We start from the raw sequence: 25826 nt of genomic DNA, 5'->3' as shown, positions 1-25826 counted from the left end.
ACTTTGACAATCGGCTGCGCTTTTGCGAAAACATCCTTGGAAGAGGAAATATTTTGTATGTGAATAGTTGAATGCTCCAGCTTTTATGCGTTTAGGGTCTGAATCGGCGGCGTCGGCCCGGTTATTGATAACCGGTATCTTTATAACGTTTCCGTAAACGTGGTTGGAACAGAGCAGGACCACATTACAAAAGGCAGGGGTCTTCTTTAGGGGTGGCTCTGGTACATTGAAGTTGGTCAGAGACAGCGGTTTAACAGGGAAGGGTGAAGAGAGACAATAAGAATGGTAGACACGAAAAAGCGTCCGGGAAAAGATCTTGATCGTATCGATCGCAACATCCTGAACGAATTGCAAAAAGACGGGCGTATCTCCAATGTGGAACTTTCCAAACGGGTCGGCCTTTCGCCAACCCCGTGTCTGGAGCGCGTTCGGCGTCTGGAACGACAGGGTTTTATTAATGGCTATACCGCACTGCTGAATCCGCATTATCTCGATGCGTCGTTGTTGGTGTTCGTTGAAATCACCCTCAACCGTGGTGCGCCGGATGTATTTGAACAGTTCAATGCAGCCGTGCAAAAACTTGAGGAAATCCAGGAGTGTCATCTGGTTTCTGGGGATTTTGACTATTTGCTCAAAACCCGTGTACCGGATATGTCGGCATACCGTAAGTTGCTGGGAGAAACGCTGTTGCGTCTGCCGGGCGTGAACGATACCCGCACCTATGTGGTGATGGAAGAAGTGAAGCAAAGCAACCGGCTGGTCATCAAGACCCGCTGACGGCAAGGGTGCATAACCTGATAAATTCAGCTACACTCCTGTGAATCTGTACAGTATGGCGCCGGGTGATACTCGGCGCTTTATCATGAAACATTTACAGGGAACCTGGAGAGACGCTTGAGCCAGGAATACACAGAAGATAAAGACATCACGCTGAAAAAACTCAGCGCGGGTCGACGTTTACTGGAAGCGATGTTAATCGTCGTGGTGCTCTTTGCCGTTTATCTGGCAGTAGCGCTACTGAGTTTCAGCCCTTCGGACCCCAGTTGGTCACAGACTGCCTGGCATGAGCCGATTCATAATCTGGGGGGCGGGGTAGGGGCCTGGCTGGCCGATACTCTGTTTTTCGTTTTTGGCGTACTGGCGTATGCCATTCCTGTGGTGATGATCTCGCTGTGCTGGGTTGTCCATCGCCAGCGCGGGCAACGTGCCACATTGGATTATTTTGCCCTCTCATTGCGCCTTATCGGCACACTGGCCTTGATACTGACTTCCTGTGGGCTGGCGGCGCTTAACGTAGACGATATCTACTATTTCGCCTCTGGCGGCGTACTCGGCAGCCTGCTCAGTAGCTCAATGATTCCGCGCTTCAACAATATTGGTGGCACCATGATTTTGTTGTGCGTGTGGGCGGCAGGGTTGACCCTGTTCACGGGCTGGTCCTGGTTGACGATTGCGGAAAAGATCGGTGCCGGTGTCATGGGGTGTCTGACACTCTTTTCCGGCCGTCGTCGTGAAGATGATTACCTCTACGATGACGATGATATCGATGAACAGCCAGTAGTAGACGCGAAACACGAATCCTCCCGTCATGATAGTTTGCGTGAAGAGCGCGCGCATGACGTCGCACATGCTGATAAAGACGATGTGCTGATGGCGTCTGCACCGTCCCCGGCAGACGATGACGAAGATGACGTGCTGTTTTTCGCACCTGCTGTGACGGCCATATCGGCAGGGGCGGCGGCATCAGCGCAGGCGGATACGCCAGCCACCCCAGTCGCTGGTATCGCTGCGACCGCAGAGGATGTGCAGAGGGAAAATCAGAGTCAGAACATGGCGGCGACGCCTGATGCGGAACCGGTGCTGAAGCCACATCCTGAACCGATAGCGATGACGCCGTTGCCAGAGCCGACCGCTTACTCGGTGCCGTCGCCCATAAAACCCACACCGGAAGTCGCTCCGCGAGCGGATGTTCCTCCGGTGACGACGTCCTATCCGCCATCGTCTGTCTCTGGCGGCGTAATGTCCTCATCGTTCGGCTCTGCGCCATCATTACCGGAGTCCATGCCGGACTGGCAACCGCTGACATTACAGGTAGACGATCGTATTGGCCGAACAGCAGCAACAGTGACAACCGTGGCCGCCGTTACCCATACTGTCGCCGCAGTAGTGAGTGAACCGGAGCCGAAGAGTGCGACGCCGTTTATGCCGGCATTCACCACCGATGAAGAGAATAATCCACAGGTGAAACGCGGTATGGGGCCGGAATTGCCGCGACCCAATCCGGTACGCATTCCTACCCGGCGTGAGTTGGCATCATATGGTATCAAACTGCCTTCGCAGCGGCTGGCTGAACAGCAGGCTCGTGAGGCAGAACGGGCGCAGGCATCCCATGCAGAGCAGCCGACAATCGATTCAACTACGCAAAATGAGCTAACCGCACCTGAGGGGCTGCTGGCGCAGGATGGTGTCACGCCATCGGATACGGTGGTGGCATTGGCTGCTCAATCATCGCTGCATTCTGCGCAACCGTCACCGACAGGTTTTGCTGACGAGGATCAGGAGGCGTTGGCCCAGGAAGCAGCATTGCGGCAAGCCTTTGCTGACCAGCAACGTGAGCGCTACGGCGACACCTACCCGGACCACGAAGAGGCACAAGATGCGCTATTGCAGGCGCAACTGGCGCGTGATTTCGCTGCCATGCAGCACTCCCGTTACGGTGAAACCCATGAGCCAGAACCGCAAGAGATGGATGTGCCGCGTGCCGTCGTGGCTGAACCACCCGTAGACACAGGCAGTTATGTCTCTGGCAATGTGCTGAAAACCGAAGCACCACGCCAGCCAGCAGTACATCAGTCTACAGTACATCAGGTGGAAGCACCTCAGACAGAAGTACCCAAGACAAAAGACAGCGTTTTTGCCATTTCGCCGTTTGCCGACCTTGTGGATGATGGTCCATCGGAGCCGCTGTTTACCCTTTCTGCGCAGGAGTCGTTCCCGGATGATGAGCCATCCTCAGCGCCGGTTGAGCCTAAACCTGCACAAATGGAATCATCGCCGTCGATTATGGATAGCCTGATCCATCCCTTCCTGATGCGAAATGATCAACCGCTGCAAAAACCGACAACGCCATTGCCGTCGTTGGATCTGCTAACGCCTCCGTCGATGAATGACGCGCCGGTTGATCGCGTTGCACTCGATGAGATGGCGCGTTTGATTGAAACCAGACTGGCGGATTACCGCGTCAAAGCAACGGTAGTGGATTACCATCCCGGGCCGGTGATCACGCGGTTTGAGCTGGACTTAGCCCCTGGCGTCAAGGCCGCCCGTATTTCCAATTTGGCGCGTGATCTGGCACGTTCGTTGTCGGTGGTCGCGGTGCGTATTGTCGAGGTTATCCCCGGCAAACCTTACGTGGGGCTTGAACTGCCTAACCGCCACCGTCAGACCGTTTTCCTTCGGGAAGTGCTGGATTGTGACCGATTCCGTGACAACGCGTCGCCGCTGGCTGTGGTATTGGGCAAAGATATCTCTGGCCAGCCAGTGGTGGCCGATCTGGCGAAAATGCCGCACTTACTGGTGGCCGGTACCACCGGTTCCGGGAAATCGGTTGGTGTGAACGCCATGATCATCAGCATGCTGTATAAAGCGACGCCAGCGGATGTTCGCTTTATTATGATCGACCCGAAAATGCTGGAATTGTCGGTATACGAGGGTATCCCACACTTGCTGACTGAAGTGGTGACCGACATGAAGGACGCCGCTAACGCACTGCGTTGGTGTGTGGGTGAGATGGAGCGTCGCTATAAACTGATGTCAGCACTGGGCGTGCGTAACCTCAGCGGTTATAACGAACGCGTGATGCAGGCGGAATCGATGGGGCGGCCGATCCCAGATCCGTTCTGGAAACCGGGCGACAGTATGGATACCCAACCGCCGGTGTTGGAGAAACTGCCTTATATCGTGGTGATGGTTGACGAATTCGCTGACCTGATGATGGCAGTGGGCAAGAAGGTGGAAGAGCTGATCGCTCGTCTGGCGCAGAAGGCCCGTGCTGCTGGGATACATCTGGTGCTGGCAACGCAGCGTCCGTCGGTCGACGTGATTACAGGCCTTATTAAGGCCAACATCCCGACCCGAATTGCCTTTACCGTATCAAGCAAGATTGATTCTCGTACCATCCTCGATCAGGGTGGCGCAGAATCGTTGCTGGGTATGGGGGATATGCTGTATATGGCGCCCAACTCGTCGATCCCGATTCGTGTTCACGGCGCGTTTGTGCGTGATCAGGAAGTGCATGCGGTGGTTCAGGATTGGAAAGCGCGTGGCCGTCCTGAGTATATCGATAGCATTATTAGCGGTGATGACGATGGCGAGGGCGGTAGCCTGGGCTTTGACGGAGACGAAGAATTGGATCCGTTGTTCGATCAGGCGGTAGCGTTCGTGGTGGAAAAACGGCGGGCTTCAATTTCTGGGGTACAGCGCCAGTTCCGCATCGGTTATAACCGCGCAGCGCGTATCGTCGAGCAGATGGAAATGCAGGGGATAGTCAGCAGCCCCGGCCATAATGGTAACCGTGAGGTGCTGGCTCCACCACCGATGGAGTAATGTTCAGTGGTGATGTCGCTTCCTGCACCCGTCCTGCAAAGAAGCGTAAAATGTCGTAGATAACAGATAATTCGTCTGTCATGCCGCTTCCGGCTGGGATACAGTAGCGCCCAGCCGAGTCGCGTTCGGTTGAGCGCGACGCCTGTGGTTAGCCGCAGTCGCGGTAAGAACACGCAAAGGATTTTTTGTATGATAAAAATAGGGTTGATAACGGGCTGTTTGCTCACCAGTCTGGTTTCCAGCGCAGTCTATGCTGATGCTGCCAGTGATTTGCAGAGCCGTCTTAGCAAAGTGAATAGCTTTCATGCCAGCTTTGCGCAGAAAGTCACGACGGATGATGGTGCGGCAGTGCAAGAAGGGGCCGGTGAACTATGGGTAAAACGCCCGAATCTGTTCAACTGGAAAACCACGTCACCGGATGAAAGCACGCTGGTGTCTGACGGCAAAACGTTATGGTTTTATAACCCTTTCGTGGAACAAGTCACGGCAACTTGGGTGAAAGACGCGACAGGTAATACACCGTTTATTCTGATTACTCGTAACGACCCGAAAGACTGGGGCAAATATAACGTGAGTCAGAAAGGGGATGAGTTTGATCTGACCCCCCGGGTGGCGAGCGGTAACCTCAAGCGGTTTTCTATCAACGTGAGCAGCGATGGCACGATTCATGGTTTTACCGCCACCGAACAGGATGGGCAGCGCAGTGCCTATACGTTGAAGAACCAGCAGAATGGCGATGTGGATGCCGCGAAGTTTCGTTTTACGCCGCCGAAAGGCGTAGCGGTGGACGACCAGCGTCAGTGAGGCGTGTGTGAGTAACCTGTCCCTCGACTTTTCCAGCCAACAGTTTCAGCCACTGGCCGCGAGAATGCGGCCGGTTACTCTGGCACAGTATATTGGCCAGCAGCACCTGTTGGGGCCAGGTAAACCGTTGCCGCGTGCGATTGAAGCCGGGCAGCTTCACTCCATGATTCTGTGGGGACCGCCAGGCACCGGGAAGACGACGCTGGCTGAGTTGATTGGTCATTACGGTCAGGCTGATGTCGAGCGTATTTCTGCAGTAACGTCGGGTATCAAGGAGATTCGCGAGGCGATTGAACGGGCTCGTCAGAACCGTGATGCCGGACGGCGTACCATCCTGTTTGTGGATGAAGTGCACCGGTTTAACAAAAGTCAGCAGGATGCCTTTTTACCGCATATCGAAGATGGCACCATCACATTTATTGGTGCTACCACGGAAAACCCATCGTTCGAACTCAATTCGGCGTTATTGTCTCGCGCACGTGTTTATCTGCTCAAAGCATTGAGTGTCGACGATATTGAGCAGGTACTGTTGCAGGCGTTACAGGACAAAGCGCGCGGATTGGGTGGGCAGCAGATTGTTCTGCCGGATGAAACCCGCCGCTTGCTGGCTGAACTGGTTAACGGCGACGCTCGCCGTTCGTTGAATCTGCTGGAAATGATGGCGGATATGGCTGAAGTCGATGCCACCGGCCGTCGCCTGCTGACGCTGGAATTACTGAAAGAAGTTTCTGGCGAACGCAGCGCTCGTTTTGACAACAAAGGCGATCGTTATTACGACCTGATTTCAGCATTGCATAAATCGGTTCGTGGTTCGGCACCGGATGCCGCGTTGTATTGGTATGCCCGTATTATTACCGCTGGCGGTGATCCGTTATACGTTGCCCGGCGTCTGTTGGCGATTGCATCCGAGGATGTCGGTAATGCCGACCCGCGGGCCATGCAGGTGGCGATAGCCGCCTGGGATTGTTTCACTCGGGTCGGCCCGGCAGAAGGCGAGCGGGCTATCGCTCAGGCGATAGTGTATCTGGCGTGTGCGCCGAAAAGTAACGCCGTGTATACCGCGTTTAAATCGGCGATGCGTGATGCCCGAGAAAAACCGGATTACGATGTGCCGGAGCATTTACGCAATGCGCCCACCCGCCTGATGAAAGAGATGGGGCTGGGTGCAGAGTACCGCTACGCGCATGATGAAGTTAACGCTTACGCCGCTGGCGAAGTGTATTTTCCCCCTGAAATGGCAGAAACACGCTATTACCAGCCGACTTCTCGTGGTTTAGAGGGCAAGATTGGTGAAAAGCTGGCCTGGCTCGCTGCTCAGGATCAAAATAGCCCGACAAAACGCTACCGCTAGCATTAACGTTGCGGTAAGGTTATTGCGAGATTTTCTGCTGCAGGGGGCCGCCACCGGCACCCTGCATTATCTATATCCCCTTAATAATACAAGCACAGGACTAGCATGCTCGATCCCAACTTGCTGCGTAATGAGCTAGACGCAGTTGCCGAAAAATTACTGGCTCGCCGAAATTTTAAACTGGATGTGGAAGCACTGCGTAAACTAGAAGAACGCCGCAAAGTGCTTCAGGTCGAAACAGAAAATTTGCAGGCAGAACGTAACTCCCGATCGAAAGAGATCGGAGCGGCCAAGTCGCGTGGGGAAGATATTGAGCCATTGCGCCGAGAAGTGAATACGCTGGGTGAAAGACTGGATGCTGCTAAAGTTGAGCTGGAACAGATTCAGAATGAGATCCAGAGTATTGCACTGACTATTCCCAATATGCCGGATGACTGTGTACCGTTGGGTAAAGATGATTCTGAAAATCAGGAAGTCATGCGTTGGGGTGAACCACGTCGGTTTGATTTTCCGGTGCGTGACCATGTCGATTTAGGGGAGCTGACCGGCGGCCTGAGCATGGCGCTCGGGGTAAAACTGACGGGGTCTCGTTTTTCGGTGATGAGGGGTCAGATTGCCCGGTTACATCGTGCGCTAGCGCAGTTCATGCTTAACTTGCATACCGCTGAGCATGGCTATGAAGAAGCGTATGTTCCTTATCTGGTTAACCATGCCACGTTGTATGGCACGGGGCAGTTGCCTAAGTTTAAAGAGGATTTGTTCCATACTCGCCCGCTGGAAGAAGAAGCGGACAGCAGCAACTATGCGTTGATCCCAACAGCGGAAGTCCCACTGACCAACCTGGTGCGTGATGAAATTCTGGATGAAGAATCTCTGCCGATCAAAATGACCGCACATACACCGTGTTTCCGCTCTGAGGCCGGGTCGTATGGCCGGGATATGCGTGGTCTGATACGTGTACACCAGTTTGATAAAGTGGAAATGGTGCAGATTGTCCGCCCCGAAGACTCTATGCAGGCGCTGGAAGAACTGACTGGTCATGCAGAAAAAGTGCTGCAACTGCTGAAACTTCCTTACCGCAAAGTATTGCTGTGTAGCGGCGACATGGGCTTTGGTGCTTGCAAAACCTACGATCTGGAAGTCTGGCTGCCGGCGCAGAATACTTACCGTGAAATTTCCTCCTGTTCCAACTGTGGGGATTTTCAGGCCCGCCGTATGCTAGCGCGTTGCCGCAGCAAAGGTGATAAGAAAACCCGGCTGGTACATACCCTGAACGGCTCTGGTCTGGCGGTTGGGCGTGCGCTGGTGGCGGTGCTGGAAAATTATCAGCAAGCCGACGGCCGGATCGAAGTGCCAGAAGTGCTGCGTCCGTACATGAACGGTGCGCAGTTTATTGGCTAACCCTCGCCTATTTCAACGTTCTCATTAAAGCGCCCTTCGGGGCGCTTTTTTTATCTTTTGAAATTCATCCTGGCATGATGACGTGGTGTGGAATTGTCTGATTCCGTGCCGATCACGACGTTGATTAGAGGATTCAGGCATCCTCTTATGGAGCGTAGGCTCATCGGGTTCTAAGTTTTTTGTCATTGCACTGACCGAGTGGCTTTCAAAAGAAGAAAGGCAAGGGCAGCACGATGAGAACAAGGGGAAAACTCCTGAGGATTGAGCCAGCGAGGTGATTTATGCCACGACATATTGTTAGTCTGACCGGGCGCTTACTGGGTGCGCTACTCTATTATGCACCTGATGATGAACACAATGTCGCGTTGATTGAAAGGTTGAGGCACTCCGCGTGGCAGCAGACATGGCCGTGTGGTAACCAGGCCGATATTGCCATTGTTGCCCGACAAATTCATAGCGGGTTACAACCCGGTTACGATGAGCGGTTATCGCTTGCCTGGAAGCGATGGCTCAGTGGTGATGAAGGCATGCCCGTACCCCCCTGGGGGTCGGTATACCTTGACAGGCAAAACGTGTTGTTTGGTGATTCGACACTGGCGCTGCGGCGCTGGCTGCGGGAGTTGGGTATTGAGCCGCGTTGTGATCGCCATGAACCGGAAGACCACATTGGGTTGATGCTGATGCTGGCCGCGTGGTGTGCGGAAAATCAGCCAGACAACCTGCCGGAACTGCTTAGTGAACATTTGCTACCGTGGGCGATGCGTTATCTGGATTTACTGGAACGCCATTGCTGCCATCCGTTCTATCAGGGCGTGGCTCGCTTGACACACATTACCTTGCAGGACTGGCAGGGGCGTTTTCAGTTAATCCAGAAGGAGAAGTCGCTTTTTTATTAATCCGCATTGAGTAATATCCCCCGGCTCACTCTGTGAGTAGTGGGGGGATTGATGTGTATAGTGTCTGTTGAATACTTTATCCGTATTGAGCAGCTCGCTGCCAGGCAGGTCGTGCCCGCATTGCTTCCAGTAAACGCCACAGATGAGGGCGGGAAGGTGAGATCCAGCCGCGTTGAGCGGCAATATCCAATGGGAATCCCATCATGATATCCGCTGCTGAAAAAGCATCACCGGCCAGCCAGCGAGAGGTTGCCGCTTCTTGTTCCAGAAAATCGTAATGCAGGTTGCACTGGGTATTGACCATATTGCGGATTGGCCAGCCGAACGGACCCATCTTGTACGCCACCAGTTTGAGTAACATGGCCGACATTAACGAGCCCTCTGCGTAGTGCATCCAGTAACGGTAACGCCAGAAATCCGGGCTATCAGCGGGCGGTGCCAGATGCGGGCCAAATGTCGCAACCAGATATTCCAGAATCAGTCCCGTTTCTGCGAGAACCTTGCCATCGTGTTCAATGATCGGCGCTTTCCCCAGCGGATGAATATCGCGTAACGAGGCCGGTGCGCGCATCGTGGTTTTATTGCGCTGGTAATTGACCACCTCATACGGGACATCCAACTCTTCCAGAAGCCATAAAATCCGCTGCGAGCGCGAGGTATTGAGATGATGAACTCGAATCATGAGGGTCGCCCTGTGTGCTTTTCTGATGAAAGGACTACCATCCCATATCGTGCCCGGCGAAAAAAGAAAAATCAGATGCCTCGCCTGGGCTGGGGCAACCCGCTGTTTCTGATGGCATTGGTCATGAAATAGCGGGTTGAAGGTGGGCTATTGATTCTCTTCTACCAGTTTGAGCAGGTAGTTATGCCAGTCGTCTGCTCGTCCTAGCCAGGGCGCGATATTCAACGTGGTAAAAATATCGTCTACTGCGAAAACTACCGTCGGGAAACCGGCACCGCCTGATTGGGTTAGCCACTGGCGGCTTTCCTCAATGTGTTTACGAGTGGGTAAACCACGCCAGTGTATGCAGGCGTTTTCAAAGTCTTCCAGCGGCAAACCGATTTCCACCGCCATTTTCAGTAGTACCGATGTTTCGGAGATGCACAGTCCTTCAACATAATGGGCGCGTTGCAAACGCTCGAGTAAATCAATCCCCCTGCCACCGAGCTCCTCGGCTGCCAGAATCGCCGTTGTGGGGGGTTCTGAATCCAGCGTGGCGGTGACATCCCACAGTAGTCCATTGAAATAACCATCACCGAATGGCTGTCCGCTCATTTGAGCAATGCGACGATCGTGCGGCTGAACGTAATCCCGCCATTCCGGCGTGATGCGCCGCCGGTTCGGTCCGGTCATCATACCACCAGCATGCAGCACAACAGGCAGCCCTTCAATTTTGCGAGCTGCATGGATTAACGGCGCTGCGGCGTAACACCAACCGCACAGAGGATCGAATATGTAGTGTAGCCTGTTCATTCATACGCTCCGTATGTTGCCCGATAGGTAGGGCACATCAGCAAAGGGAAAGAGACTGGTTATCGCGCCACAAACCTTCCCGAGCAATTGCCAGAGTGGCCTGCTATGACTACCTGTGTGACGCTCTAGCTTAATTATTGTCTATTTCCTGAGAGTTAGCAGGCGGTGGCGTCATTTTATCCTTCCGGTTCTGCGATCATAGATCGCAAACCTGAAAGAAAAGTCCGTCACCGCCCGGCATCAAGGCAAGCTGAGTTGCCGCAACCTCGGATACTATCAGGCGAATATTAAGGCCACTGCATTTCGCCTTTGATGACCTTGGCGCTCAATTCCAGCGATGCGGCTTCACCAAGGTCCGGGTAAGCGTGTTTCATTGCGTCAACCAACGCAGTGCTATTTGCTGACAATGGAATATTTTTCTCGAAGGTTTTCAGGTAATTCCGGGTAAAGCTCACATTCTGTAGTGACCAGGGCGATGTGCCATCTTTGTTCGGCAGGTAGTGACCGGGTACGACTGTGGTGGGTTTGAGCTTATCGATAGTATCCAGATCGCTCAACCACGCCTGACGTGAGGCGATAGTTTGGGTATCTGCGACCCACACATGAATATTGGCCGAGGTTTGCACGCCGCCGACAACAGTTTTCAGTGCCGGGATCCAGACAAAGGTTCGGTCCGGCGTTGCGCCTTTCAGACCCATGATATCGATATTGCTGCCTTCAAGCGTCAGGTGATCGGTGGTCAGGGGCTGCGGAATGACGACCTGCTTCGGTGCATTTTCTTTCAGGATGGGGCCCCAGTAAGCGACTTTCTTGTCTTTGGTCGCATTGATGGCCGCGATAGTTTGTGGTGTGGCCACAATCTGTGCATAAGGGAAGGCTGCTTTCAAGACATCCAGACCAAAATAGAAATCCGGATCATGATGGCTGATGTAGATAGTCTTCAGTTTTTTTCCGGTAGCGCGGATCTTTGCCACCAGATTCTCGGCGTCGTTACGCTGAAACTGGGCATCAATAAGTAAGGCATCATGGTCCCCGGTGATGATTTCAGACGACACTGGGAAAAGGGATTTTTCTCCAGGGTTATAGACTTCCATTTTTAATGCTGCGGAAGCGGAAAATGCCATAGACGCTAACAGCGTGGCAAGCAGGGTGCGTTTTAACATGGGAATACTCCTTCCTGAATGAGAGGACATCATGATAAATTTCATTTTTATAAAGAAAAATCCTCGCTTTCGGTCTTCTTTGTTGCATAAATCGGACAAATAATGGATAGAATCACCGCCGCTCAGGTATTTGTCACCATCACCGAACAAGGTAGCCTGACTGGGGCTGCCGACGCGCTGGAGATGTCCCGCGCGATGGTGACCCGGTATCTGGCTGAAATGGAGCGCTGGGCTGAGGCCCGATTATTGCATCGCAGTACCCGACAATTGAGTCTGACCCATGAGGGCGAAACGGTGTTGCAGCACTGTCGTGAGTTGTTGGCTGTATCGCACAAACTCGATATGCCAGCCAAAGGCAGGAAGGAGCCCTCGGGCTTACTGCGGCTGACCTGTTCTCCGTCACTGGCGCAGGCGACGTTGGTTGCAGCCATTACGGCATATCTGCTGCGTTATCCCAAAACGGCAGTTGACCTGCAGGTCGCAAGCCATACTCTGAATCTGATTGAAGAACGCATCGACCTGGCGATTCGCATTACCAATCAGCTAGATTCGGGGTTAATTGCCCGTCGGTTGGGAGGCTGCCCATCGATCGTGTGTGCGTCACCTTCGTATTTGGCTGCGCACGGTACGCCCCAGCGCGTGGAAGATCTGGCCGTACATAATTGCCTGACCTATTCGTTCTTCGGTAAGAGCCTGTGGCAGTTTACTCGTAAAGGCGATGTTATAGCGGTACCGGTCAGCGGTAGTTTCAGCGCCAATGATTCGCTGGTGCTGCTGGAGGCGGCGTTAAATGGTGCCGGAGTGAGTTTACAACCGGTCTATTCCGTTACCGATCTGATCACCAGTAAACGACTGATTGCCCTATTTCCGGAATCACAGCCGCAAGAGTTGGATATTTACGCGGTGTATCACTCGCGCGAGAGAATGTCGCCTGCGTTGCGAGCGCTGGTGGATTTTCTGGCGGAGTGGTTCGGTAATAACCTGGAGTGGAAACGCGTAGCCCGGCGCTGAGATGCCCGCCAAGGCACCGCATCGGCCAGCAATCGGGACGCATGGACAAAATGTGCGACAGCCGGTGAGAAGGCGATTGACTTTGCCATTGCCAGTGGCATGATGCGCGCAAAATATCCTCTCTTTTCGGTTTGCCTTTCCATGTCAACCTATACACGCCCGGTTCTGCTGTTGCTCTGTGGGCTGTTGCTGCTTACTGTTTGTCTGGCAGTGTTAAATACGCTGGTGCCGTTATGGCTTAATGATCGTCAATTGCCGGTCTGGCAGGTAGGCGTTGTAGGGTCAGCCTATTTCAGTGGGAATTTGGTCGGTACGTTGGTGGCAGGCAGGCTAATTCGATACGGCGGTTTTAATCGCAGTTATTACCTGGCCGTACTGATGTTTGCCGGGGCGACGGCGGCGTTAGCATTATCGCCGGACATCGGGAGTTGGATTCTGTGGCGTTTTGTTGCCGGGATTGCCTGTGCGCTCATTTGGGTTGTCGTAGAAAGTGCGCTGTTGTGCAGCGGTAATGCGCTCAATCGAGGGCAATTGCTGGCTGCGTACATGATGGCCTACTATTTGGGCAGCGTTGTTGGGCAACTGCTCCTGAGTATGGTGTCTACCGCACTGTTAAATATCCTACCCTGGCTGGTGGCGTTGGTGCTGCTGGCTGCTCTGCCCTTACTGTTTGCCCGCATCCCGCCCCCTCAACCCGTTACGCACCGTGTCAACGTCTGGCGGATGCTACGCTATCGTACCGCCCGGCTGGGGATTCAAGGGTGTGTCATTTCCGGGATCATTCTGGGATCGTTGTACGGCTTGATGCCGTTGTATCTGGCTCATCAGGGGATGAGTGACGCCAGTGTCGGTTACTGGATGGCGTTATTAATCAGCGCGGGCATTCTCGGGCAATGGCCCGTCGGGCGGATGGCGGATCGCTACGGTAGATTGCTGGTGCTGCGGGTGCTGGTGTTTGCCGTGATCCTTGGTTCGCTGGCGATACTGCTTCCGGGGCGGTATAGCATGGCGTCGTCACTGTTTCTGCTTGGTGCTGCCGGGTTTACGCTTTATCCGGTCGCAATGTCGTGGGCTTGCGAGAAGGTGGCACCCAATGAGCTGGTCGCCATGAATCAGGCACTACTGCTTAGCTATACTATTGGCAGCCTGTGCGGACCGAGCCTTGCCGCCATGCTGATGCAGACCTATTCCGACAAGTTACTGTTTGTGCTGATTGCAGCGGTCTCTCTGGGGTATTTGATTATTCTGCTGAAAAAAGCCGACCATCACCCCCGACCACTGGCGGTATGAGGTTACAGCCGTGCCGACTGACTTACAGTCGGTGTCGACGATATGCTGGCGAGAGTCGCCCGATTTCGGCAATGTTGTTCCACAGGACTTCAGCCACCGGGCTTAATCGCTGTCTGGCGTTGCGCACCAGATAAAAAATACTGTTAAGTTGCAGGTTTTCCGGCGCAATGGCCGTCAGCATGCCTTCCTGTACCCAGCGTGAGGCATAATGGTCTGGAAGAAAACCCACGTGGGTGCCGGCTAAAATCAGTAGCATGCAACCTTCCTCGCTACAGGCAATGTTTTGTTGTCCTTGTTTAGCCACTGCTCCAAGTTGTTTGCAAATATCGTTCATGGCGTAGCCGCCAACCAATAACCGCTTCGGGTTAAGGGTGCCGTCACGCCATTCCTGTTCAATGCGTTCAGCGTGTTCCGCAGCAGCATAGAATGAACTGTGTTCAATAAAGGCTGGCTGGAAGAAAATATCAGGTGGCACATCGTCTGGCAGTACGGTCAACACGACATCTAGTTCACTGTTGCGTAGCCGCTCCATCAGCGACTGATGGTCGCTAACGTAGAGGTTCATGGATGCATCGGGGCTCAACTCAAGTAAGCGGCGTATGGCCAGCGGAACGGCTCGCTCCGGATGTGAGACAATATTATCCAGGCAGCCCAGTCGCACCTCACCAATCAGCTCATGTTTGATACGAGCCAGTCGATTGGCAAAATCATCCAGTGTAGCGATAACCGAACGCGCTTCCTGATAAACCAGTTCGCCTTCTGTGGTGAGCGAAAACCCACCACGGCCGCGCTCGCACAGAATGAGCCCTAGCGTATCTTCTAGTCGTGACAGGTAGTGACTTAGCACCGGCTGACTCAGACCAGTGGCGTCTTGTGCATTGGTGATGCCTTTATTCTCAACAATCTTACAGAATAGCTTCAGCCAACGAATTTCCAGTTTATCGAGCCGCATAGTGTGTCCCTGAAACACAAATACCCAGCGTAATTCAGGTTGCAGACATGCTGGCGGTATCACTCCATTCTCGCGTCGTACGAGTATCGATGTGGGCCAGCGTTTGTCCTGGGGTGTGATTACTTTGGGTATAAGCTGGTTCAATTCGCATTGAACGCCGTCCATTGTGTTCAATGTCTTTTTTCTGTGGCGTATACCTCTCGCCTTATCAGTAACGAGTAGATGCCCTACAGTGTGATGATACACGGTGCCCTGAGTTTCTCCAGATTGTCTCATTGAGTGGCGCGCTGTTCTCTGTCACATGGTCGTTATCATGCTTTATTTTTATCGTGCGCGCTTGCTTCGGATTGTGACACGTGACGAACGAGGAAAACGGTGATGCCTGCGGGCGATGGGCCAGCAAATGGAGTAAGGGGAAAGGGTGACGATAGCCAGCCAGAGTGCGTCAGCAGATGACGTGAACCCCGGCTGGTCAGCAAGGCAGGCGGGTTATCCCTGTCTTGAACGATGGTGTTTACCGATTAATACACCACTTTGTGGCCGTAACTGGCCAAAATGGACTTCACGCGATCCATGGTGTCAGCTTTAGGCGGCTTCACGCCATCCAGCTTGTATTCCTCGCCCATGGCTGTCCATTTGTGCTTGCCTAATTCGTGATAGGGCAATAGCTCTATCTTTTCAATGTTACTCATCCCTTGGGTAAACTCGCCCAGCAAATGAGTGGAGGCATCGTCATCACTCCAGCCAGGCACGACCACATAACGAATCCAGGTACGTTGGTTGCGTTTGGCAAGATAGCGGGCAAAATCCAGTGTACGGTGATTGGATACCCCTACCAGATTTTGGTGTATCTCGTCGTTAAGCTGCTTGAGATCCAACATAACCAGGTCGGTGGCATCCAGCAGCTCGTCAATTACTGGGTCGTAGCGCCGTACAAAACCGTTGGTGTCCAGACAGGTATTAATCCCTTGCTCATGACAGGCTCGGAACCAGTCGCGCACGAATTCAGCTTGCAGAATAGCCTCACCGCCTGATGCCGTTACACCGCCGCCGGACGCATTCATAAAATGGCGATAGGTCACCACTTCCTTCATCAACTCTTCCACCGTGATTTCCTTACCGCCGTGGGTATCCCAGGTATCACGATTATGGCAGTAGAGGCAACGCATCAAGCACCCCTGGAAAAAGGTGATGAAGCGAATACCGGGGCCGTCTACGGTGCCACAGGATTCGAAAGAGTGAATGCGACCAATAACTGACATGCGAGGTTTCTCCAGGTTGGGCCGGGAAATAACGGCCTGCAATGAGCGCAGTAACAACAGGGTAGCACGGAGGGCTACACCACGGTGTTCGGCGTCGAATCTGTTTTGTCAGCCTGCCAGCCGATGAGAGCAGGCTGACAAAACAGGTTCTGATTTATTTCGGCAGGAGTGGTGAAAAAATTTCCGGAAGAAATCTTTAGCGCCGCTAAGCGGCCCACAAAGAAAACGGACTGGATACCCGTTATAAAAAGGCCCCACCGATGTGGAGCCTTTAGTTTACGCCTTTTCAGACAGACATGTAATTACATGGACTGAGTGAAAGTACGGGTAATAACGTCTTGCTGCTGTTCTTTGGTCAGCGAGTTAAAGCGAACGGCGTAACCTGATACACGGATGGTCAACTGCGGATATTTTTCCGGGTTTTCCATCGCGTCGAGCAGCATTTCGCGGTTCATTACGTTGACGTTCAGGTGTTGACCACCTTCGATAGACGCTTCGTGGTGGAAGTAACCATCCATCAAACCAGCCAGGTTGGTTTTACGCACGTCATCGTCTTTACCCAGTGCGTTCGGCACGATAGAGAAGGTATAAGAGATACCATCTTTCGCGTAGGCGAACGGCAGTTTAGCGACGGAGGTCAGAGAGGCAACAGCACCTTTCTGGTCACGACCGTGCATCGGGTTGGCACCCGGTCCGAACGGTGCACCAGCGCGACGACCATCCGGCGTGTTACCGGTTTTCTTACCGTATACCACGTTGGAGGTGATGGTCAGTACGGACTGAGTCGGGGTCGCACCACGGTAGGTATTCAGTTTCTGAATTTTCTTCATGAAACGTTCAACCAGGTCACAAGCCAGGTCATCAACGCGTGAATCGTTGTTACCGAACTGCGGGTATTCGCCTTCGATGTCAAAGTCAACGGCCAGACCATTTTCGTCACGAACCGGTTTGACTTTAGCGTATTTGATGGCAGACAGGGAGTCAGCGGCAACAGACAGGCCGGCGATACCACATGCCATAGTACGGAACACGTCACGGTCATGCAGAGCCATCAGCGACGCTTCGTAGCTGTATTTGTCGTGCATGTAGTGGATGATGTTCAGCGCGGTGACGTACTGTTTAGCCAGCCAGTCCATGAAGTGATCCATACGTTCCATCACTTCGTCAAAGTTCAGTACATCGCCTTTGATCGGTTCGGATTTCGGACCAACCTGCATTTTCAGTTTTTCGTCCACACCGCCGTTGATTGCGTACAGCATGGTTTTCGCCAGGTTAGCGCGAGCACCGAAGAACTGCATTTGTTTACCGACAACCATCGGGCTTACACAGCAAGCGATAGCATAATCGTCGTTGTTGAAGTCCGGACGCATCAGGTCATCGTTCTCGTACTGCAGAGAAGAGGTATCGATAGACACTTTAGCGGCGAATTTCTTGAAGTTCAGCGGCAGTTTTTCAGACCACAGGATGGTCATGTTCGGTTCCGGAGACGGCCCCATGGTGTACAGGGTGTTCAGGAAACGGAAGCTGTTTTTGGTAACCAGCGTACGGCCATCCAGACCCATACCAGCCAGAGACTCCGTTGCCCAAATCGGGTCACCGGAGAACAGTTCATCGTATTCAGGGGTACGCAGGAAACGCACCATACGCAGTTTCATCACTAGGTGGTCGATCAATTCCTGAGCGTCTTGCTCGGTGATTTTGCCTGCTTTCAGATCGCGCTCGATGTAGACATCCAGGAACGTAGACACACGACCAAAGGACATCGCCGCGCCGTTCTGAGATTTCACCGCAGCCAGATAGCCGAAGTAAGTCCACTGAACCGCTTCTTTGGCGTTGGTTGCCGGGCCAGCGATATCGCAGCCATACTTCGCCGCCATCTCTTTGATTTGTGACAGAGCGTGGTGCTGGTCAGCGATTTCTTCACGCAGACGGATAGTCGCTTCCAGATCTTCGCCGTTTTCCAGTTTGGACTGCAGGGAAGTGAACTGAGCGAATTTGTCCGCCATCAGATAGTCGATACCGTACAGAGCAACACGACGGTAGTCACCGATGATACGACCACGGCCATAAGCATCAGGCAGACCAGTCAATACGCCAGACTTACGGCAGCGCAGGATATCCGGCGTGTAAACATCGAATACACCCTGGTTGTGGGTTTTACGGTATTCGGTGAAGATTTTTTTCAGCTGCGGGTCCAGTTCACGGCCATAAACCTTACAGGAGCCTTCAACCATTTTGATACCGCCGAACGGAATCAGTGCACGTTTCAGCGGAGCGTCTGTTTGCAGACCGACGATTTTTTCCAGGCTCTTGTTGATATAGCCAGCATCGTGAGAGGTGATGGTGGCAGCAACGTCGGTATCGAAATCAACCGGCGCATGGGTGCGGTTTTCCTGTTTGATGCCTTCCATAACGGCATCCCACAGTTTAGTCGTTGCTGGGGTAGCACCAGCCAAAAATGATTCGTCACCTTCATACGGCGCGTAGTTTTTCTGAATGAAGTCACGTACGTTGACGCCATTCTGCCATTCGCCTTTGCTAAAACCTTCCCAAGCCTGGGCGAGTTTCTGATTAAGTTCGGTCATATTACACCTACCTTTGATTTGGATTTTTATAACCCGACGTTGCGGCCGACAGCAGCTTAGTGCTGATCCCCACCGCGCAAATAAATGACCCAATAGGTCAAGCCTACCAGCAGTCCACCACCAATAATGTTGCCGATCGTGACAGGAATCAGGTTATCGACAATAAAGTTGCTGATGGTCAAGTGTTCAAACTGGCCCGGCGTCATGCTGATGGCGTGCCAGAAAGTTTCTGGAGCGAAGTTCTTAACCACAATCCCCATCGGGATCATGAACATGTTGGCGATACTGTGCTCGAAGCCGCTGGCGACGAACATCGCGACAGGCAGAATCATTGCCAGCATTTTGTCAGTCAGTGTCCGGCCAGAATAGCTCATCCAAACAGCCAGGCAGACCATCAGGTTTGCCAGTATCCCAAGACATAACGCTTCAACGAACGTATGTTCCAGTTTGTGATTAGCCGTTTGCAGTACATTCAGGCCCCAGGCGCCATTTGCCACCATGTGCTCACCGGAAAACCACATCAACGCAACGAAAAACAACGCGCCAATCAGGTTGCCGACATAGACATTGAGCCAGTTTAATCCTAGCTGTTTCCAGGTAATACGCCCGCTGGCTTTAGCGATAACAATCAGCACTGTCGATGTGAATAAATCAGCACCGCAGACAACCACCAGCATCAATCCCAGGGAGAAGCAGATACCCCCGACCAGTTTAGCCATCCCATACGGCATGGACGAGGAACCGGTGGTAGCCGTGATATAAAAAACGAATGCGATTGAAATAAATACGCCAGCAGTGATCGCCAGGAAAAACGTAGTAAGCGGTTGTTTTGTTGCTTTATACACACCGGCATCTTCTGCGACTTTCGCCATCGCTGGTGGTAATAACAAGGTGAAGGGGTTGTCAGCTTTCACACTAACTCTCTCTTAAAAATTATCTACGGTGAGATACTAACAAAGGGTTATTCGCCATAATTTGACGTGGATCATACCGCTGGAATTTATTAGGCTGATCAGGAGGAGGGTTTTGGGTGATTTTGCTTATATCCTATTGTTTTATATGTAGAAAATTTTTTTAAAAATTATCAAAACAGTTGAATTGTGAGTTGAAATTAGTCCGCGTGACGTTAAATAAAATAAGTCTTTGTAGTGATATCATCTTCCAAATTTATATTATTTAATTTGCTATTTACCATTCGATAACAATAGCGAATTTATAAAAGTCATTTCGGTGTACTTTAAATTAACCATAAATAATCTGTGGTTAATCGGTATATTGGGCGACTACAGATCTGCAGGGCTGATGAACCGGTATAGAAGTAGGTCATATCCCTGTCATTACGCACGTTGCAATGGTGTCGGTGCGCTTACTTGCCTGGCCAGTAGGCTTCGATTTGCATACCCATTCGTGGTGTTGTTCAACATGTGAGTGCGTTGTTTTGCAAGTCAACTTGTGGGCGTAAACGCATAGTCTGTCTGATACGCAGTGGTCTGTGTCGCAAACAGCAACCGGATAACGATAGCGTCATCCGGTCTGCTGAGATAACGCTTACTTCACCTGCCAGTGTGCACGCTTAGCGCGCTGCAATTTTTCATAGGCTGCCAGTAGGGACTGATGAGCGGGCAGTGCTTTCAAATCGGCATCAACGGTGAATAAGCCATAGAAGCATTGCTCACCGGCAATCGCTGCGCTGGCGGCATCGACGGCATCCCGGCCGTACATACGGACAAAGGCATCGTAGTACTGAGCAGGGTCGCGTTCAGGCTCCAGCGCCAGTTGAAGCAGTGTTTGCAGGCAACGGTAATAATTACCGCGCGCCGCAGAGAAGACTGACTGGTTGAAATCCAGTGACCATTCGGCCCAGCTCAGTGCTTGCTCCAGATCGCCGCCTGCCAGTGCCAGCATGGATTTCAGCTCGCCAATACGCAATGTGAACCAGCCGTTATCTTTACCGGTTGCTATCCCCAACAATTCGCGCACACGGGTAAAATCATCCAGGCCTTCATCGTCCAACTGCTGCAGTAATGCCAGATAGTCTTCTTTTTCCCACTGACTATCCGGCAAGGACAGTAGTGTTTCGCGCAGATGTGCTCCCATACTGTTGTTTGCTAACAGCAGGTCTTCTGCCGGATAGATATCCGACATGCCCGGCACCAGAATACGGCAGGCATACACTGAGAGATGCTCATAATCCGCGATGTAAACTTCTTTATCTTCCTTATTGAAGATGGCCATCAGTGTCGCGAACTCTTGCTCGGTAGTACCGCTGAAATTCCAATCGGCGAAGTCATAATCTGACTGGGTTTTAAACAAATCCCAGGAGATAAGACCGCTGGAATCGATAAAATGGGTTTCCAGATTGGTGTGTTCGGCAACTTCCTCATTATCGAATGTCGGCGGTGTGAACACGTCCAGATCTTTCAGTCCACGGCCCTGAAGCAATTCGGTCACCGTTCTCTCAAGCGCTACGCCAAAATCTGGATGCGCGCCGAACGATGCAAAACAGGTGCCATTCGCCGGGTTGAACAGCACGACACAGATAACCGGGTACTGACCACCGAGCGAAGCATCATAGGCAAATATTGGAAAGCCTTCTTGCTCCAGTGTGGCAATGGCTTCCACCACGCCTGGATAACGTGATAACACCTCCGCCGGGATCGACGGCAGGCTGATGGATTCGGCGATAATCCGGTTTTTCACATAACGTTCGAATACTTCTGACAGCCCCTGAACACGCGCTTCATTGCGGGTATTACCGGCCGACATGCCGTTCGACACGTACAAATTACCGATGATGTTCATCGGGATGTAAACCGTCTGCTGGTCCGACTGGCGGGTAAACGGCAGGGCGCAGATGCCGCGCTCGTGGTTGCCAGATTGCAGATCGATAAGATCGCTGGCGACCAGTTGCTGCTCAGGGTCGTAGAAAGCATGCAGACGAGCATCCAGAATGCCTTCCGGCAGGCTTTCATCTTCAGGAAGCGGGAACCACTTCTCGTCAGGGTAATGCACGAAGTCACCTTCGGCGATGTGTTTTCCCAGATAGAAGTCGGCAAAAAAGTAGTTGGTGGACAGTCGTTCGAAGTACTCACCCAATGCGGAAGCCAGCGCCGCTTTTCGGGTAGCGCCTTTGCCATTGGTGAAACACAGTGCGCAGTCGCGGTCGCGAATATGTACCGACCAGACGTTGGGCACCGGGTTCAGCCAGGAGGCTTCTTCGATGTTAAACCCCAGGTCGAGGAGTTGTTGTTGAAAACGGGCGATGGAATCTTCCAGGGCGGCGTCTTTGCCTGGGATAAACGTTTGGGTCATGGTTCGAACCTGAATATGTGATGAGGAGGCTGCATCATACGTGGTTTTGTGTACTGACTCTATCCCGCATGTTGTGTATTGCGCGGCGCTTCCCGATGACGATGCAACGTTGACGTAACATAAACCGTAACTGGCGGGGGAGTACGCAAGTTTTCAGACATCAGGGCAATAAGCGTTGCAGGCAAGAAAGACGAATGATAAAACCGATAGCAAGGTAAACTGATGCGACGTAGACAGGTCGCTATTGATATGTGGTGAAGGGAAATGACTCAGGTTTTTAATTTTAGTGCTGGTCCGGCCATGTTACCGGTAGAAGTATTACGTCGAGCAGAACAAGAACTGTGCAACTGGCACGGTTTGGGTACCTCGGTAATGGAGATCAGCCACCGCAGCAAAGAATTCATGCAGGTGGCCAGCGAATCTGAACAGGATTTGCGTGATTTGCTGAAAATCCCCTCGAATTACAAGGTATTGTTCTGTCATGGTGGTGCCCGTGCCCAGTTTGCGGCGGTTCCGCTCAATCTGTTGGGGGAGAAAACCCACGCGGATTATATTGATGGCGGGTACTGGGCGCACAGCGCGGTTAAAGAAGCTGAGAAATATATCTCACCCACCGTTATTGACGTGAAAACCCGCGTTGATGGTTTGCGCGGTGTTAAACCGATGAGCGAATGGGCGCTGTCGGATGACGCTGCTTACGTGCACTACTGCCCGAATGAAACTATCGACGGTCTGGCCATCGAAGAAGAGCCGGATTTCGGCGATAAAATTGTGGTGGCGGACTACTCTTCCAGTATTTTGTCGCGTCCGCTGGATGTGAGTCGTTACGGCGTCATTTATGCCGGTGCACAGAAAAACGTGGGGCCAGCTGGCCTGACGCTGGTGATTGTGCGGGATGACCTGCTCGGCAAGGCTCGCCGTGAATTGCCGTCGATTCTGGATTACAAAATTCTGGCTGATAACGACTCCATGTTTAACACGCCGCCGACATTTGCCTGGTATCTGTCTGGTATGGTGTTCAAGTGGCTGAAAGAGCAGGGTGGCCTGTTGGAGATGGAGAAACGCAATCAGGCCAAGGCCGATCTGCTGTATTCCACCATTGATGGCAGCGATTTTTATCGTAATGATGTTGTCCCGGGCTGCCGTTCGCGTATGAACGTGCCATTCCAGTTGGCCGATGCCGCGTTGGATCCGGTATTCCTGCAGGAAGCTCAGGCTGCCGGGTTGCATGCGCTGAAAGGCCATCGTGTTGTGGGCGGGATGCGTGCATCTATCTACAATGCTATGCCGCTGAGTGGTGTAGAAGCACTGACTGAGTTCATGGCAGACTTCGAGCGCCGTCACGGCTGATAACGTGATAAAACGTAATAAATAGAGCGCGATAGCGTGCTGTTTTTTATTTAAAACCCCGGTTATCTGGCCGGGGTTTTTATGTAAACTTTTGGAGAACATGTTTCACATGCAGGAATCCCTGACCCTACAACCGATCTCATTAATTGACGGCACCATTAATTTGCCGGGTTCTAAAAGTGTGTCTAACCGCGCTTTGCTGTTAGCGGCGTTGGCGAAAGGGACAACGCGGCTGACTAATCTGCTGGATAGTGATGATGTGCGCCATATGCTCAACGCCCTGAGTGCTCTGGGCGTTGAATATCATTTGTCTGCCAGTCGCACGGAGTGTGACATTGTGGGGCTGGGCGGTGCGTTCACTGCGTCTGCACCACTGGAGTTGTTTTTGGGAAATGCAGGAACGGCGATGCGTCCACTGGCGGCAGCGCTATGCCTGACAGAGGGCGATATCGTACTGACTGGTGAGCCGCGCATGAAAGAGCGGCCGATCGGCCATCTGGTGGATGCGTTACGTCAGGGTGGCGCTCGTATCGATTATCTGGAGCAGGAAAACTACCCGCCATTGCGTTTGCAGGGGGGCTTTCAGGGTGGCGAAATTAGCGTAGACGGCTCTGTATCAAGCCAGTTTCTGACCGCTCTGCTGATGACGGCACCGCTGGCAGCACAGGATACGCAGATCACTATCAAGGGTGATCTGGTTTCCAAGCCTTATATCGACATTACCCTGCATATGATGCAAACCTTTGGTATTGCGGTTACCAATAATAATTACCAGACGTTTGTGGTTGCCGGTAATCAGCATTATCAGTCACCAGGGCATTATCTGGTGGAAGGCGATGCCTCGTCGGCTTCCTATTTCCTGGCCGCTGCCGCTATTCGGGGCGGAACGGTGCGTGTGACTGGTGTTGGTCGCAACAGCGTGCAGGGGGACATCCGTTTTGCCGATGTGCTGGAGAAAATGGGCGCGCAGGTTCGTTGGGGTGATGATTATATTGAATGCCAGCGTGGTGAGTTGCATGCGATTGATATGGACATGAACCAGATTCCGGATGCGGCGATGACCATTGCTACCGCTGCGTTGTTCGCTGAAGGGGGAACAACGACGCTGCGTAATATTTACAACTGGCGCGTAAAAGAAACCGATCGTCTGGCGGCGATGGCGACAGAATTGCGTAAAGTCGGTGCCGAAGTGGAAGAGGGGCATGACTACATTCGTATTACGCCGCCGAAGCAGCTAAAGGCCGCAGAAATCGGAACCTACAATGACCACCGTATGGCTATGTGTTTCTCTCTGGTGGCGTTATCAGATACGCCTGTCACTATCCTTGACCCTAAATGTACTGCCAAAACGTTCCCGGATTATTTCCAGCAACTGGAACGTTTGAGCCAACACGGCTAATGCATTGACGCACAGAGTGGCTGGACCGATCTGCCGATAGAACTCTGTGCGTTATTATTTAGCGTTATACTCTGGGTATCACAATATTTGCCCGATTTTCTGCAGTAATAAGCCTTTAATCTCACGCTTGCTGCCACAGCAAGGTATAATGGCGACATGTATTATCTGCATGAATATTGTCTGCAATGACAGGCGATTTCCCAGTTTTAAAGGAGTGAGAAATGGCGGTGACTGCACCGGTAATTACGGTCGACGGGCCCGGTGGCGCTGGCAAGGGGACCTTGTGTAAAGCGCTGGCTAATGCACTGCAATGGAATCTGCTGGATTCCGGCGCGATTTATCGCGTGCTGGCGTTAGCGGCGTTACACCACCAGGTCGATATCACGTCTGAAGAGGCGTTAGTGCCGATAGCATCGCACCTGGATGTGCAATTTGTGCCGGAAGAGGGGCAACTTAAAGTGATTCTTGAAGGCGAAGATGTCAGCAATGAGATTCGCACTCAGGAGGTTGGCAATACTGCGTCGCAGGCGGCGGTGTTCCCACGGGTACGTGAAGCGTTATTGCGCCGCCAGCGTGCGTTTCGCGATGCGCCAGGGCTGATTGCCGATGGCCGCGACATGGGAACAGTGGTTTTTCCTGATGCGCCGGTGAAGATATTTCTGGATGCCAGTGCAGAGGAACGCGCGAAACGTCGCATGCTCCAGTTGCAGGCGAAAGGCTTTAATGTTAACTTTGAACGTCTTTTGTCCGAGATTAAAGAGCGTGACGATCGCGATCGTAACCGTTCGGTTGCACCCTTGGTGCCAGCACCGGATGCATTGGTGCTCGATTCCACGCACATGACGCTGGACGAAGTGGTCAAGCAGGCTCTGACGTATGTTCGTCAGATATTGCCTCAATTGGCCTGATTATATTCTTACCCCGCCGCAAGGATGCCTCGGGGATGTGAAACAACCCCATCGGGCAGGATG

At 52.6% G+C, this 25826-nt stretch carries 18 protein-coding genes and 2 pseudogenes; 12 read left to right on the top strand and 8 right to left on the bottom strand.

Annotation, left to right across the window (positions count from 1 at the left end; all coding sequences use genetic code 11):
- Window positions 1-282 precede the first annotated feature (282 nt).
- The 7 genes and pseudogenes from lrp to dmsD all read left to right on the top strand — a co-directional run bounded on the left by lrp (window position 283) and on the right by dmsD (window position 9057).
- On the top strand, window positions 283-777 hold the full coding sequence (gene lrp / locus DZE2538_RS10575) for a leucine-responsive transcriptional regulator Lrp (RefSeq protein ID WP_010277211.1): 495 nt from the start codon (window positions 283-285) through the stop codon (window positions 775-777).
- Between the two features lie 192 nt (window positions 778-969).
- Window positions 970-1407: pseudogene (locus DZE2538_RS21485) on the top strand (DNA translocase FtsK 4TM domain-containing protein); the annotation flags it as partial.
- Window positions 1408-1836: 429 nt separating this feature from the next.
- Window positions 1837-4605, top strand: a pseudogene (locus DZE2538_RS10570) (DNA translocase FtsK); the annotation flags it as partial.
- Between the two features lie 189 nt (window positions 4606-4794).
- On the top strand, window positions 4795-5409 hold the full coding sequence (gene lolA, locus DZE2538_RS10565; protein WP_016943751.1) for an outer membrane lipoprotein periplasmic chaperone LolA: 615 nt from the start codon (window positions 4795-4797) through the stop codon (window positions 5407-5409).
- 7 nt (window positions 5410-5416) lie between these two features.
- Complete coding sequence (locus DZE2538_RS10560) at window positions 5417-6760, top strand: replication-associated recombination protein A (protein ID WP_038916299.1); 1344 nt, start codon at window positions 5417-5419, stop codon at window positions 6758-6760.
- Between the two features lie 105 nt (window positions 6761-6865).
- Complete coding sequence (gene serS / locus DZE2538_RS10555; protein ID WP_038916298.1) at window positions 6866-8161, top strand: serine--tRNA ligase; 1296 nt, start codon at window positions 6866-6868, stop codon at window positions 8159-8161.
- Between the two features lie 281 nt (window positions 8162-8442).
- Complete coding sequence (dmsD, locus tag DZE2538_RS10550) at window positions 8443-9057, top strand: Tat proofreading chaperone DmsD (protein ID WP_038916296.1); 615 nt, start codon at window positions 8443-8445, stop codon at window positions 9055-9057.
- A 76-nt stretch (window positions 9058-9133) separates the two neighbouring features.
- Here dmsD and DZE2538_RS10545 read toward each other — a convergent pair whose 3' ends face one another.
- The 3 genes from DZE2538_RS10545 to DZE2538_RS10535 all read right to left on the bottom strand — a co-directional run bounded on the left by DZE2538_RS10545 (window position 9134) and on the right by DZE2538_RS10535 (window position 11694).
- Window positions 9134-9739, bottom strand: a complete 606-nt coding sequence (locus tag DZE2538_RS10545; RefSeq protein WP_038916295.1) for a glutathione S-transferase family protein — start codon at window positions 9737-9739, stop codon at window positions 9134-9136.
- Window positions 9740-9886: 147 nt separating this feature from the next.
- Window positions 9887-10531, bottom strand: a complete 645-nt coding sequence (locus DZE2538_RS10540) for a DsbA family protein (protein WP_023639844.1) — start codon at window positions 10529-10531, stop codon at window positions 9887-9889.
- A gap of 287 nt (window positions 10532-10818) precedes the next feature.
- On the bottom strand, window positions 10819-11694 hold the full coding sequence (locus DZE2538_RS10535; RefSeq protein WP_038916294.1) for an MBL fold metallo-hydrolase: 876 nt from the start codon (window positions 11692-11694) through the stop codon (window positions 10819-10821).
- 102 nt (window positions 11695-11796) lie between these two features.
- Here DZE2538_RS10535 and DZE2538_RS10530 point away from each other — a divergent pair, with 102 nt between their 5' ends.
- Complete coding sequence (locus DZE2538_RS10530) at window positions 11797-12705, top strand: LysR family transcriptional regulator (RefSeq protein WP_038916293.1); 909 nt, start codon at window positions 11797-11799, stop codon at window positions 12703-12705.
- Window positions 12706-12846: 141 nt separating this feature from the next.
- Window positions 12847-13995, top strand: coding sequence for an MFS transporter (locus tag DZE2538_RS10525; protein ID WP_023639841.1), 1149 nt, complete (start codon window positions 12847-12849; stop codon window positions 13993-13995).
- 22 nt (window positions 13996-14017) lie between these two features.
- Here DZE2538_RS10525 and DZE2538_RS10520 read toward each other — a convergent pair whose 3' ends face one another.
- From DZE2538_RS10520 to ycaO, 5 genes are all read right to left on the bottom strand, one after another.
- A complete protein-coding gene (locus DZE2538_RS10520) occupies window positions 14018-14947 on the bottom strand; it encodes a LysR family transcriptional regulator (protein WP_023639840.1) in 930 nt (309 codons plus the stop codon).
- 521 nt (window positions 14948-15468) lie between these two features.
- Entirely contained in the window at window positions 15469-16209 is a 741-nt protein-coding gene (gene pflA / locus DZE2538_RS10515) for a pyruvate formate lyase 1-activating protein (RefSeq protein WP_019846568.1), read from the bottom strand.
- Window positions 16210-16511: 302 nt separating this feature from the next.
- The gene (pflB, locus tag DZE2538_RS10510) at window positions 16512-18794 is read right to left on the bottom strand and encodes a formate C-acetyltransferase (RefSeq protein WP_028085640.1); all 2283 of its coding nucleotides are present in this window, start codon (window positions 18792-18794) and stop codon (window positions 16512-16514) included.
- Window positions 18795-18850: 56 nt separating this feature from the next.
- Window positions 18851-19708 carry a formate transporter FocA gene (focA, locus tag DZE2538_RS10505; protein WP_012884951.1) on the bottom strand — a complete coding sequence of 286 codons (858 nt, stop codon included), beginning with the start codon at window positions 19706-19708 and terminating at the stop codon, window positions 18851-18853.
- Between the two features lie 634 nt (window positions 19709-20342).
- A complete protein-coding gene (gene ycaO / locus DZE2538_RS10500) occupies window positions 20343-22106 on the bottom strand; it encodes a 30S ribosomal protein S12 methylthiotransferase accessory factor YcaO (RefSeq protein ID WP_038916292.1) in 1764 nt (587 codons plus the stop codon).
- Between the two features lie 264 nt (window positions 22107-22370).
- On the opposite strand from ycaO, the gene serC reads away from it, so the two are divergent.
- The 3 genes from serC (at window position 22371) to cmk (ending at window position 25763) form a co-directional block, all read left to right on the top strand.
- A complete protein-coding gene (serC, locus tag DZE2538_RS10495) occupies window positions 22371-23456 on the top strand; it encodes a 3-phosphoserine/phosphohydroxythreonine transaminase (protein WP_038916291.1) in 1086 nt (361 codons plus the stop codon).
- A gap of 109 nt (window positions 23457-23565) precedes the next feature.
- Window positions 23566-24855 carry a 3-phosphoshikimate 1-carboxyvinyltransferase gene (aroA, locus tag DZE2538_RS10490; protein ID WP_038916290.1) on the top strand — a complete coding sequence of 430 codons (1290 nt, stop codon included), beginning with the start codon at window positions 23566-23568 and terminating at the stop codon, window positions 24853-24855.
- 221 nt (window positions 24856-25076) lie between these two features.
- Window positions 25077-25763 (top strand): (d)CMP kinase, encoded by a 687-nt coding sequence (gene cmk, locus DZE2538_RS10485; protein ID WP_019846573.1) that lies wholly within the window; start codon window positions 25077-25079, stop codon window positions 25761-25763.
- The last annotated feature ends 63 nt before the right edge of the window (window positions 25764-25826 follow it).

Source organism: Dickeya zeae NCPPB 2538, assembly GCF_000406165.1.
In the GTDB taxonomy this organism is placed as follows: domain Bacteria; phylum Pseudomonadota; class Gammaproteobacteria; order Enterobacterales; family Enterobacteriaceae; genus Dickeya; species Dickeya zeae.
This window is presented reverse-complemented; position numbering and strand designations above follow the sequence as displayed.

Bases quoted from the DNA above. Each gene is read 5' to 3' on its own strand.
- lrp (WP_010277211.1), top strand. From the start codon at position 283: ATGGTAGACACGAAAAAGCGTCCGGGAAAAGATCTTGATCGTATCGAT.
- lolA (WP_016943751.1), top strand. From the start codon at position 4,795: ATGATAAAAATAGGGTTGATAACGGGCTGTTTGCTCACCAGTCTGGTT.
- serS (WP_038916298.1), top strand. From the start codon at position 6,866: ATGCTCGATCCCAACTTGCTGCGTAATGAGCTAGACGCAGTTGCCGAA.
- dmsD (WP_038916296.1), top strand. From the start codon at position 8,443: ATGCCACGACATATTGTTAGTCTGACCGGGCGCTTACTGGGTGCGCTA.
- DZE2538_RS10545 (WP_038916295.1), bottom strand. From the start codon at position 9,739: ATGATTCGAGTTCATCATCTCAATACCTCGCGCTCGCAGCGGATTTTA.
- DZE2538_RS10540 (WP_023639844.1), bottom strand. From the start codon at position 10,531: ATGAACAGGCTACACTACATATTCGATCCTCTGTGCGGTTGGTGTTAC.
- DZE2538_RS10535 (WP_038916294.1), bottom strand. From the start codon at position 11,694: ATGTTAAAACGCACCCTGCTTGCCACGCTGTTAGCGTCTATGGCATTT.
- DZE2538_RS10530 (WP_038916293.1), top strand. From the start codon at position 11,797: ATGGATAGAATCACCGCCGCTCAGGTATTTGTCACCATCACCGAACAA.
- DZE2538_RS10525 (WP_023639841.1), top strand. From the start codon at position 12,847: ATGTCAACCTATACACGCCCGGTTCTGCTGTTGCTCTGTGGGCTGTTG.
- DZE2538_RS10520 (WP_023639840.1), bottom strand. From the start codon at position 14,947: ATGCGGCTCGATAAACTGGAAATTCGTTGGCTGAAGCTATTCTGTAAG.
- pflA (WP_019846568.1), bottom strand. From the start codon at position 16,209: ATGTCAGTTATTGGTCGCATTCACTCTTTCGAATCCTGTGGCACCGTA.
- pflB (WP_028085640.1), bottom strand. From the start codon at position 18,794: ATGACCGAACTTAATCAGAAACTCGCCCAGGCTTGGGAAGGTTTTAGC.
- ycaO (WP_038916292.1), bottom strand. From the start codon at position 22,106: ATGACCCAAACGTTTATCCCAGGCAAAGACGCCGCCCTGGAAGATTCC.
- serC (WP_038916291.1), top strand. From the start codon at position 22,371: ATGACTCAGGTTTTTAATTTTAGTGCTGGTCCGGCCATGTTACCGGTA.
- aroA (WP_038916290.1), top strand. From the start codon at position 23,566: ATGCAGGAATCCCTGACCCTACAACCGATCTCATTAATTGACGGCACC.
- cmk (WP_019846573.1), top strand. From the start codon at position 25,077: ATGGCGGTGACTGCACCGGTAATTACGGTCGACGGGCCCGGTGGCGCT.